This window comes from Sinomonas sp. (genome assembly GCF_051955515.1).
GTDB lineage: Bacteria > Actinomycetota > Actinomycetes > Actinomycetales > Micrococcaceae > Sinomonas.
The window spans coordinates 1-10,493 of sequence record NZ_JBQCGQ010000135.1 but is presented as its reverse complement, the minus strand read 5'-3'; the positions used below and the strand labels follow the sequence as shown (position 1 = coordinate 10,493).

The window sequence follows — 10,493 nt, the reverse complement described above, 5'->3', positions numbered from 1 at the left end:
CATGGACGCCGAGATCCTGAGTGATACCAACGAAGACCTCAAGCGCGCGGTGGGCTGGATCGCCTACACCGAGGCCGGAATCCGCCACATGCCGGGGCGTCGCCGCAAGCGCGTGGAGATCTCCTTGAACGACGGCGACTTCCAGACCCGCCGCGTGCGCAGCGTCCTCTTCGCGAACTGCGGCAAGCTGCCCGGCGGCGTCGACTTCATTCCCGAGGCCTACGTGGACGACGGGGTTCTGGACATCGTGGTGATGAGCCCCCGCACCCTCATCGGCTGGATCGCGATGTACCTCAAGGTGACGTTCCAGCACAATCGGCCGGTTCCGGCGATGTCGTTCTACGGCGCGCAGAACGTTCGCATCCGGAGTGCGGAGCCTGTCGAGACACAGGCCGACGGCGACCCCACAGGGCCTGCGACGGATATCCGCGTTGAGGTGAAACCGCTCTCGCTGCTCGCACGCGTGGCGCACTGAGCCTCACCCGAGGATCGAGCGCACCCAGGCTTGGCTGGCCTCGAACGCCCCGTCCGCGTTATGCGGGAGGACAGTCGGCTGGACGGCATCGGCGCGCGGGTAGGAGCCGAGGAATCGCGTCTCCGGGCTCAGCCGGTACAGGCCACCGAGGGCGTCGGCGACCCGGGCATCCCGTAGGTGGCCTTCGGCGTCGATGCTGAAGAAGTAGTGGCCGAGGTACTCGCCCGTGGGCCGCGATTCGATGCGGGAGAGATTGACGCCTCGGGAGGCGAATTGCCAGAGGATCTCCATGAGAGCGCCGGGGTGGTCCTCTGGAAGCGGGACGGCGACGGTGGTCTTGTCGGCCCCCGTCGGCTCGGGGAGCGTCCCGGGCCGTGTGACCAAGATGAACCGCGTGACGGCGCCCGGTGTGTCCCCCAGGTCGGCCGCGAGCACATCGAGTTCGGGGTGCTCCTCCGCAACGATCGGGCTGCAGATCGCCGCGTCCCCGGGACGGGCAGTCGGCTCAAGAAGGCTGAACGCGCCAGCGGCCGTGGACGATGCCGGTTCGTATTCCGCAGAGGGAATATGTGCCGTGACCCATCCTCTGCACTGCGCCCAGGCGTGCCCGTGGGTCAATATTCGACGGACATCCCCAAGCCTCGTCCCAGGGCGCGCCACAAGGACGAACGTGATCGGCACCAGCTCCTCACGGACAATCCGCAGCTCGGGCCCGGTCGAGATGGCGTCCAACGTGGCGGTCACGCCGCCTTCGACCGAGTTCTCGATGGGCACCATCGCCGCATCCGCGCCTCCCGAGCGCACGAGCTCAAGTGCCTCGTTCACGCTCGCCGAGGGGATCCGCGTGGCGTCGCGGGCGCCGGGCACCTTGAAGAGGGCGGCCTCGGTGAACGTCCCCGCGGGGCCCAGGAAGGTGTAGATCACTAGAGGACCGTGGGGCGCTGGCCGTTTTCGGACACGATCGGCTTCCCCGCCTCAAGCCACGCGTCCATGCCGCCCACCACGTTGAACGCCGAGTAGCCCTGGTCGACGAGCCAACTCGTCACCCTCGCCGAACGACCTCCCGTGCGGCACACGATCAGAAGGTCCTCGTCCGGGTCGAGTTCCCCGAGTCGAGCAGGCAGCTGGTCCATGGGAATGTGCAGTGCGCCGTCGGCGTGGCCGGCCTCCCATTCGTAGTCCTCGCGGACGTCGAGCAGCGTGCCCTGCGGCAGCTGGTCGACGCGCACGGATTCGAACTCGGCCATGGTGATGCCCTCCGTCAACAGCAAATAGGGGATTTTCCCTCAAGCCTATAGTGGGTAGGTCCGCGACGGGCGCCCGGGAGGAGACGGATGGACGACGGCGTAGCCCGCCTTTCCGCGCGCGGGCTCCGCGACGCTCTGCGCACGGGCGAACTCTCGGCTCGCGACGTCGTCGGCCATTGCCTCGAGGCGATCGAAGCCTCGGATCGGCAACTCGGTGCGTTCGTGACCGTGACTCCCGAAGCGGCGCTCGAGGCGGCCGCAGCTGCCGACGAGGCGCACGCCGCAGCCCGCCGGAACGGAACGCTCGACGCGCTCCCCGCCTTGCACGGCGTTCCGACCGCCTTCAAGGACCTCCACGACGTGGCCGGCGTTCCCACGACCCACGGAAGCGCGGCCATCGACCACCCGCCCGCCTCGAGCGACGGCCCCGTTGTGGCCCTGCTGCGCGCAGCCGGGGCGATCTCCCTCGGGAAGACCCAAGTCCCCGAGTTCGGCCTCACGGCCTACTCCGAGAACCGTGTTGCGCGGCCATCCAGGAATCCCCATGGACTTGCGCTGAGCTCCGGCGGCTCCTCGGGAGGTTCGGCGGCGGCGGTGGCGGCAGGACTGATTCCGCTGGCACCCGGCAGCGACGGCGGAGGCTCCATCAGGATTCCCGCTGCTGCGTGCGGGCTCGTCGGCCTCAAGCCGGGCCGCGGCCTGATCCCTGCCGGTGAGAGCACGGGGGACCTGGCACGGCTTGTCGTCTCGGGTCCCCTTGCACGGTCCGCCGAGGATGCTGCGCTCCTGCTCGACGCACTCGTCGCCCGAGGCGCGCCCAGCGATCGGCGGGCAGCGCACTCGGGCCGCCACTCGGCGTCGTACCTCGACGCCGTTCACAGCGAGCCGCATCGGCTCAAGGTCGGCGTGACCCTCGCCAGCCCCTGGGAGCAGCGCTACCGCATAGCACCCGAGCCTGAGGCACGTGCTGCGCTGGACACAGCCGTGGAGCGGCTGGCGGCCGCGGGCCACCTCGTCGCCGAGGCGGAGATCCGGTACGACAACCGGTACCCCGACGCGTTCACCGCCGCATGGACGGCCGGGGTCGGAAGCCTGAGGATCAGGCCGGAGCGAGAGCCCCTTCTCACCCCGCTCACCCGCGCGTTCCGGCGCAGGGCCCAGCAGCGGAGCCGAGCCAAGCTCGACAAGGCGCTCGCCTTCCTACGACGCTTCGAACGCGACACGGTGGCGCAGTATCGGCAGTGGGACGTCATGCTCATGCCTGCCCTCGCCCAGACGCCCCGGCCCATCGGCTGGTTTTCGGGACAGGAGTGGGAGGCGACGGCGGACCACGACTACGCGCGTCAATGCGAGTTCGCGCCGTGGTCGTCGATGGTGAACGTCTGCGGCCTTCCCGCCGTCTCGGTCCCGACGCTCTGGACCGACCTCGGACTGCCGATGGGCGTGCAGCTCGTGGGACCGATGGGCTCGGAGGCGCTGCTCCTCCAGCTCGCGCGGGTGCTCGAAGAGCCTGCTAGTAGCCGTAGGGGGATTGGCTGATCGAGGCGATCGCGATCACGAAGAAGGCGATGACCACCACGGCGATGAGCAGGCCGACGTAGCCCATCACCAGCCCCGCGATGGCGAACCCACGGCCGGCCGGTTCCCGGGCCAGCCCGAGATGGCCGAGCACGACCGCCGCGATCTGCGGCAGCAGGAAGAAGCCGAAGCCCACCAGGGCCGCGATCCCGCACACCATCGAGGCGATGCTGAGGCCCTTCGGCTCAGGCTGGGCGTAGGAATAGGGCTGCGGGTACCCGTACGAGGGCTGGGGGTAGCTGGGCTGGGAGTATCCGGGCTGGCCGTACGGGGATTGGCCATACGGGGATTGGCCGTAGGCGCCTTGGGCGTAGGGGTTGCCGGCTGCGGTGGGCGGGGCGGCCGAGGTGCCTGGCGAGGTGGGCGCCTGAGGAACTGGGGGTATTGGGCGGGTGGCGTGCCGGGACTCAGGCTGGATGGGCTCGGTGGGCTGCGTTCCCTGGCGCTTATTCCACTGGGGCACGCCCTGCTCGGGATCGTCGTGCGCGTCAGCCATGTCCCCTCGTTCCCCAACCGATGTGTCTCCGCACAGGTGCTTCGCTCAGCACCGACTCCAGCCTACTCGCCGGCCCGTCGTCGAGGCCCCACGAAGGTCGGCCAGAAATGTCGGTGGGGGCCAATACCGTGAGCGCATGCTGAGACAAGGAGTCATCCCGCCGTATCTTCTCGAACGGATCGCGGGCGCTGCGCCCCGCGAGGCCTCCCGGGAGGCTCGTCTGACGCTTGTGGCAGACCGCCGGCTGCGCGTCGCGAGGACCCTGGAGGCCGACGGCGGAGCTCGCCCAGACGGGCCAAGAGGACTTCACCGCGAAATCAGCGACGCAGGGGGTTCCGAGGAGCTGCCCGGGCACCTCGTGCGCAAAGAGGGGCAGGAAGCGGTCGACGACGTCGAGGTCAACCGTGCGTACGACGGGCTCGGGGCTACCTATGGCTTCCTCGACGACGCCTTCGGGCGGTCGAGCTTGGATGGCGACGGGCTGGCGCTTGAGGGCACGGTGCACTACGGGTCCGCGTACGACAACGCCTTCTGGGACGGCTCCCGCATGGTCTTCGGCGACGGGGACCAGAAGGTGTTCAATTCCTTCACGTCGTCGCTCAGCGTCATCGCGCACGAACTCGGCCATGGCCTTCTCCAATACACCACCAATCTGGCCTACGAAGGCCAGTCGGGCGCCCTCAATGAGAGCTTCGCGGACGTGATGGGAGTCATGGTGGAGCAGCATGCGTTGGGGCAGAGGGTGGATGAAGCCAGCTGGGTCATCGGCGAAGGCATCTTCGCTCCCGGCATTCAGGGTGTGGGCATCCGGTCGCTCGCGGCACCCGGGACCGCCTACGACGACCCGATCCTCGGGAAGGATCCGCAGCCCGGCCACATGGAGGGGTTTGTCCGGACTCGTGAGGACAACGGGGGCGTCCATGTGAACTCCGGGATCCCCAATCGTGCCTTCTACCTCGCCGCCACCGCGTTGGGGGGCCGCGCGTGGGAGCGCGCTGGCCGAGTATGGTTCGAGACGGTGGCCGGAGCGAAGCTGAACGATCGCGTCGACTTCGAGGGGTTCGCCCGCGAGACTGTTGTCACGGCGGGGCGGCTGTTCGGCGTGCGTTCCGATGAGGAGCGGGCCATCGCGGCTGCCTGGCGGACGGTTGGGGTGGGTGCAGGCGAGAGCTGAAGAGGAAGGCAGGGGGTATCGGCGTGAGGGTCAGCGTCTCGCGCTCCGGCGGAGTCACCGGGATTCCGCGGAGGGGCGCCGTCGAATTCGTGATGCGAGGCGAGCGCTCGCCATCCGACAACGAATGGGCTGGCCTCTACCGGGCCGCGCGCAGCCAGACTGACCAGCTTCAGCGGGATTCGGGAAATCGGCTCGCGCGGGACGCCTTCCAATGGACCGTTCAGCTCGGGCGCCAGCGTGTGGACCTACCGGATTCGACGCTGACCGGCCCCCTCCGCCAACTGGCGGAGCGGGTCCTCGCGGAAGGCGGGTGACGCCGTCGTCCGCTCTGTGAATGCGCCTGAATCTCGTCACCACGGGAAATCTTCATGTCCGCGCCACCCAGCGTTCCTCTTCTCTGCCAAGCTATGGGCATGGCTAACCGAGCGGGCACCGTAGCCCTTCCCAGTGACCTCGTCGACATCACGGCCCTCCTGGACGCCTACTACGACGTCTCGCCCGACCTCAACGACCCGGGCCAACGCGTGGCGTTCGGCACCTCGGGCCACCGGGGGTCGAGCCTGAAGGGCTCCTTCAACGAGAAGCACATCGCCGCCATCACCCAGGCGATCGTCGAGTACCGGGCGGGGCAGGGAATCCGCGGGCCTCTGTTCCTCGCGAAGGACACGCACGGTCTCAGCGAGCCGGCCACCAACACGGCGCTCGAGGTCCTCGGCGCCAACGGCGTGACGGTCCTCATCGACGCCCGCCACGGCTACACCCCCACGCCCGCCCTCAGCCACGCGATCCTCAAGTACAACGCTGGCCGATCGGAGGACGATCCTGCTCGAGCGGACGGCATCGTCGTCACCCCCAGCCACAATCCGCCCGCGGACGGCGGCTTCAAGTACAACCCTCCGCACGGCGGCCCGGCCGACACGGATGCGACCAGCTGGATCGCGAACCGCGCCAACGAACTCCTCGAGGCCAACCTCAGCGGCGTGAAGCGAGTCCAGCTCCAGGAAGCCCTCAACGCCGACACCACGGGACAGTACGACTTCCTCTCGAACTACGTCGACGACCTCCCGCTCGTCCTCAACATTGCCGCGATCCGTGATGCGGGAGTCCGCATCGGGGCGGACCCCATGGGCGGGGCGTCGGTAGACTACTGGGGCGAGATCGGCGAGCGCCACCACCTCAACCTCACCGTGGTGAACCCGACGGTCGACCCGCAGTGGGCCTTCATGACGCTCGACTGGGACGAGAAGATCCGCATGGACTGCTCCTCGCCCTTCGCCATGGCGGGTCTCATCACGAAGGTCAACTCGGGCGACACGAAGTTCGACATCGCCACGGGCAACGACGCCGACGCGGACCGGCACGGCATCGTCACCCCGGACGCCGGCCTGATGAACCCCAACCACTACCTGTCGGTGGCCATCGACTACCTCTACCGCAACCGCTCCGGCTGGCGGCCGGACGCCGTGGTCGGCAAGACGCTCGTCAGCTCGTCGATGATCGATCGGGTCGCGGAGGGGCTGGGCCGGAAGCTCGTGGAGGTTCCGGTCGGGTTCAAGTGGTTCGTCCCCGGCCTGCTGAGCGGCGAAGGCGCGTTCGGCGGCGAAGAGAGCGCGGGCGCGAGCTTCGTCAAGCAGGACGGCGGCGTCTGGACCACGGACAAGGACGGCATCCTGCTGTGCCTCCTCGCGTCCGAGATCCAGGCCGTGACCGGCCAAAGCCCCTCCCAGCGCTACGCGGACCTCGCCGCGAAGTACGGGTCGCCGTCGTACGCGCGCATCGACGCCGCGGCGAGCCGGGAGCAGAAGGCCAAGCTCGGCAAACTCTCGGCCTCGGATGTGACGGCGACGGAACTCGCCGGGGAACCGATCACGGCGAAGCTCACGGAGGCTCCCGGGAACGGCGCGAAGATCGGGGGTCTCAAGGTGACCACCGAGAACGCGTGGTTTGCGGCCCGCCCCTCGGGCACTGAGGACGTGTACAAGATCTACGCCGAGTCCTTCAAGGGCGAGGAGCACCTCAAGCAGGTCCAGTCGGAGGCGAAGGCCCTCGTCGACTCCGTGATTTCCTAACTCCCCGTTGCGCCGTCACGTCCGCAGGGTGCACACCCGGCGGATGTGACGGCTCAACCAGATTTACTTAGCAAGGGTAATGAGCTATGCTAAGTATCAATGACTTCAGCTGACACTTCCCCCGATCTCAAACTCACAGCACCCGACCTCGGCGAACTCGCCGTTGAACTGCGTATCGCGGTCATGCGCACGTCGCGTGTGCTCCGCCATCAGGCGGGAAGCGACGTAGTCACGCCCGGCCAGACCACGGTACTCGCCCTGCTGGCAAAGCGTGGCCCCCAGACCATGCGGCAGCTCGCCGACGCCGAGCGAGTCCAGGCCCCGAGCATGACCCGGACCGTCAACGCGCTGTCCGCCCAGAACCTCGTTGAACGCACGGACAGCCCGAGCGACGGGCGCCAAGTCGTCGTGGCGCTCACCGCCGCGGGCCGCGAAGTGGTCGAGGAGTCCAGACGGCTTCGGTCGGCGTGGCTGGCCGAACGGCTCGAAGACCTCTCCGACGCAGACCGGGCCGTCATGCACCGCGCCTCCGAGATCCTCTTGGAGATGAGCGCCCGATGAGTGCCATGTTCAGCGCCCTCCGTCACCCCAACTACCGGTTGTGGGCCGCCGGTGCCCTTGTCTCGAACGTCGGCACTTGGATGCAGCGCGTCGCCCAGGACTGGCTCGTCCTCACCCAGCTGACGCAGCACGACGGCGCCGCAGTCGGCATTACCACGGGCCTCCAGTTCCTTCCCATCCTTGTGCTGGGCCCGTATGCCGGGGTCCTCGGGGACCGGCTCGACAAGCGCAAGCTACTCATCGCGACCCAGTCCGCCATGGGGCTGCTGGCACTCCTGCAGGGCGTGCTTGTCCTAACGGGGACGGTCCAGCTGTGGCAGATCTACGCCATCGCGCTCGGCCTCGGCGTCGCGAGCGCGTTCGACGCGCCCCCGCGGCAGGCGTTCGTCTCCGAACTCGTGGGGCGTCAGGACATCCCGAACGCTGTGGCCCTCAACAGCGCGTCCTTCAACCTCGCACGACTCGCAGGCCCTGGCGTGGCTGGCCTGCTCATCGGAGTCATCGGCACCGGGTGGGTGTTCCTCCTGAACGCGGCTTCCTTTGCCGGTGTTCTGCTGTCCCTGTCAAAGCTGCGGACCGACCTCTTGCATCCAAGCCCGCGGGTGCCGCGGGGCAAGCACCAGATCATCGAAGGCATCCGGTACGTGCGCACCCAGCCGAGGATCGTGCTGATCCTCGCGATGGCCGGAGTTGTGGGGATGTTCACGCTCAACTTCCAGGTCACGAACGCGCTCATGGCCGCGGACGTCTTCCACGCGGGACCGGATGGCTACGGCCTTCTGGGATCCGTCATGGCCGTGGGAACGCTTGCCGGTGCCCTCCTGGCCGCCCGTCGCAAGAAGCCGCGTATGACCCTCATCGTGGCAGCCGCCATTCTGCTCGGCATTGCGACCGTCGTCGCCGCGACCATGCCCAGCTACTTCTGGTTCGCGGTCATGCTCATGTTCGTCGGGCTGTCGTCGATCACGTTCCTCAACCTCTGCAACACCATCGTTCAGCTGGGGACGGATGCGCAGTACAGGGGTCGAGTCCTCGCGCTGTACATGGCCGTGATTCAGGGCGGAACCCCCATCGGCGCACCACTCATCGGCTGGGTTGCCAACACTGCGGGAGCGCGCTGGTCGATCCTCATCGGAGGCCTCGCGGCCCTAGCCGCCGGCCTGCTCGGCGTCGTCGCGCTCAACCGCTGGGGCGAGGGGTCCTTCCGCGATCAAGTGCGCGCGGTCTGGGCTGCCCGGCGCCTCGAGGCTGCCACAGCGGCCGACGGCGTCCCCTCACCTCGCGCGGCGACCGAGCCGCAGGCGGCCCTCGCCGGTCAGACGACAGTTGGCGTACCCGAAACAGTTGGCGTACCCGAGACAGGGGCAGTTCGTGTACCCGAAACGGAAGCTACGCGGGTGAAGGCCTGCAGCCGCGGGGACTCCCGACCCAAGACCGGCTCCATCGGCCGCGTGGCCACCGGCAGCATGCCCCGGATAGCACCGCGGCGGCCCACGGAACCCCTCCGCGAAGGCTGAGAGCGAAGACCAGATCAACGAAACGGCCCCCGCTGCCAAGCAAGGCAGCGGAGGCCGTTTCCGTTCCGGCAGTACAGCCGGGAATCGAGTCAGAGCGTCTCGACGACGTCCTCGTACGCGAACTTCGTCTTTGCAGGCCCAAAGGCGTCCACACCGGGAAGGCCGATGTTCACCACGAGGAAGCTCTTGCGGCCCCCCTCAGCGAAGAACTCGGCGTCGATGGCGTCGAAGTTGGCTCCGGTCATCGGGCCAGCGGCGAAGCCGAGGGAGCGGACCGCGAGGATGAAGTAGCCCGCCTGGAGGTGCGCGTTGTCGCGGCCGGTGCCGTAGCGGAGGGACTCGTCGTTGTCGAACATCGCCTTGGCGCGCAGGGCGACCGGAAGGAACTCGTCCCACTTCTCATGCCACTCGGTGTCGAACGCGAGGACCGCGACGAGGGGGGCGTTCCGGGTCTTCTCCTGGTTGCCCGGCATCATGTGGGCCACGAGACGCTCGCGCGCTTCGGGAGACCGCACGTAGGTGATGCGAAGGGGCTGGTTGTTGAAGGCCGTGGGGCCGAACTTCGTGAGCTCGTAAATGGCCTGAGCCTGCTCGTCGGTCACTTCGCCGGTGAACGAATTGGCGGTGCGGGCTTCAACGAACAGGGCGTCGACGGCGGCGGCGTCCAGCGCGGCTTCCTCGTGGGCGATGCTCATGCTGATCTCCTTCTGCGGGGTTTCGGAACCGCGGCTCGGGTGAGCCGCGCTCTCCCCCGTACTAACCGCGCGCCGTACGCTGGCCTTCCGGAATCCGCGGTGACGTTGGCCACATGGCCCGCCGCCCGTCGTCGTACGCCCAAGTAATATTTCTCTCTGGCACCCACCCCCCTCCCGGAAGGCGACCCCCATGAGCATGCTCGGAACGCGCTGGAAGCTGCACGGTGACGGCCGTTCCGTCCGCCCCGGCGAGGTCGTGGCACCGCAGGAGCGGCTCGCGTGGCCGCTGACCATCGGGATCGGGCTCCAGCACGTCGTAGCCATGTTCGGTGCAACCTTCCTTGTCCCGATCCTCACGCACATGCCGCCGGCGACCACGCTGTTCTTCTCAGGGATCGGGACCCTCCTGTTCCTCGTGGTCACGCAGGGCCGAGTGCCGAGCTACCTCGGCTCGTCGTTCGCGTTCATCGCACCGATCCTCGCCTCGCAGCAGCAGTTCGGCGTCGCCGGGGCGCTCGGCGGGGTGGTCGTCGCGGGAATCGTGCTCGCGCTGGTGGGCGCGGTCGTCCAGGCATTCGGGGCGCACTGGATCAACATCGTGATGCCGCCGGTTGTGACAGGAACGATCGTTGCACTCATCGGCCTCAACCTCGCGCCGGCAGCGAAGCAGAACTTTACCGC

At 68.2% G+C, this 10,493-nt stretch carries 12 protein-coding genes; 8 read left to right on the top strand and 4 right to left on the bottom strand.

All coding sequences use genetic code 11. The features are described 5' to 3' along the window. Positions 1-475 (top strand): diacylglycerol/lipid kinase family protein (locus tag ACTHL9_RS07490; protein ID WP_440518220.1); only part of this gene is annotated, 475 nt, incomplete at its 5' end. Between the two features lie 3 nt (positions 476-478). Here ACTHL9_RS07490 and pheA read toward each other — a convergent pair. Both pheA and ACTHL9_RS07480 read right to left on the bottom strand, forming a co-directional pair. Beyond that, the gene (pheA, locus tag ACTHL9_RS07485; RefSeq protein WP_440518219.1) at positions 479-1,399 is read right to left on the bottom strand and encodes a prephenate dehydratase; all 921 of its coding nucleotides are present in this window, start codon (positions 1,397-1,399) and stop codon (positions 479-481) included. Next, the gene (locus ACTHL9_RS07480; RefSeq protein ID WP_440518221.1) at positions 1,399-1,722 is read right to left on the bottom strand and encodes a rhodanese-like domain-containing protein; all 324 of its coding nucleotides are present in this window, start codon (positions 1,720-1,722) and stop codon (positions 1,399-1,401) included. Before ACTHL9_RS07480 ends, pheA begins: the two co-directional genes overlap by 1 nt. Positions 1,723-1,809: 87 nt before the next feature. On the opposite strand from ACTHL9_RS07480, the gene ACTHL9_RS07475 reads away from it, so the two are divergent. Beyond that, positions 1,810-3,261 carry an amidase gene (locus tag ACTHL9_RS07475; RefSeq protein WP_440518218.1) on the top strand — a complete coding sequence of 484 codons (1,452 nt, stop codon included), beginning with the start codon at positions 1,810-1,812 and terminating at the stop codon, positions 3,259-3,261. On the opposite strand, the gene ACTHL9_RS07470 is transcribed toward ACTHL9_RS07475, so the two are convergent. Next, complete coding sequence (locus tag ACTHL9_RS07470; protein ID WP_440518217.1) at positions 3,236-3,796, bottom strand: DUF4190 domain-containing protein; 561 nt, start codon at positions 3,794-3,796, stop codon at positions 3,236-3,238. The genes ACTHL9_RS07475 and ACTHL9_RS07470 overlap by 26 nt on opposite strands. Before the next feature lie 136 nt (positions 3,797-3,932). Here ACTHL9_RS07470 and ACTHL9_RS07465 point away from each other — a divergent pair, with 136 nt between their 5' ends. The 5 genes from ACTHL9_RS07465 (at position 3,933) to ACTHL9_RS07445 (ending at position 9,117) form a co-directional block, all read left to right on the top strand. Further along, positions 3,933-4,970: a M4 family metallopeptidase gene (locus tag ACTHL9_RS07465; protein WP_440518216.1), complete on the top strand. Its 1,038-nt coding sequence runs from the start codon at positions 3,933-3,935 to the stop codon at positions 4,968-4,970. Between the two features lie 23 nt (positions 4,971-4,993). Further along, the gene (locus ACTHL9_RS07460; RefSeq protein ID WP_440518215.1) at positions 4,994-5,284 is read left to right on the top strand and encodes a protealysin inhibitor emfourin; all 291 of its coding nucleotides are present in this window, start codon (positions 4,994-4,996) and stop codon (positions 5,282-5,284) included. 99 nt (positions 5,285-5,383) lie between these two features. Further along, the gene (pgm, locus tag ACTHL9_RS07455; RefSeq protein WP_440518214.1) at positions 5,384-7,039 is read left to right on the top strand and encodes a phosphoglucomutase (alpha-D-glucose-1,6-bisphosphate-dependent); all 1,656 of its coding nucleotides are present in this window, start codon (positions 5,384-5,386) and stop codon (positions 7,037-7,039) included. Positions 7,040-7,138: 99 nt separating this feature from the next. Then, entirely contained in the window at positions 7,139-7,600 is a 462-nt protein-coding gene (locus ACTHL9_RS07450) for a MarR family winged helix-turn-helix transcriptional regulator (protein ID WP_440518213.1), read from the top strand. Beyond that, positions 7,597-9,117: an MFS transporter gene (locus ACTHL9_RS07445; RefSeq protein WP_440518212.1), complete on the top strand. Its 1,521-nt coding sequence runs from the start codon at positions 7,597-7,599 to the stop codon at positions 9,115-9,117. Before ACTHL9_RS07450 ends, ACTHL9_RS07445 begins: the two co-directional genes overlap by 4 nt. 89 nt (positions 9,118-9,206) lie before the next feature. Here the strand turns inward: ACTHL9_RS07445 and ACTHL9_RS07440 are convergent, their stop codons facing one another. Next, positions 9,207-9,812: a malonic semialdehyde reductase gene (locus ACTHL9_RS07440; RefSeq protein WP_440518211.1), complete on the bottom strand. Its 606-nt coding sequence runs from the start codon at positions 9,810-9,812 to the stop codon at positions 9,207-9,209. Between the two features lie 190 nt (positions 9,813-10,002). Here ACTHL9_RS07440 and ACTHL9_RS07435 point away from each other — a divergent pair. Beyond that, positions 10,003-10,493: solute carrier family 23 protein (locus ACTHL9_RS07435; RefSeq protein ID WP_440518210.1), on the top strand; the 491-nt coding region annotated here is incomplete at its 3' end.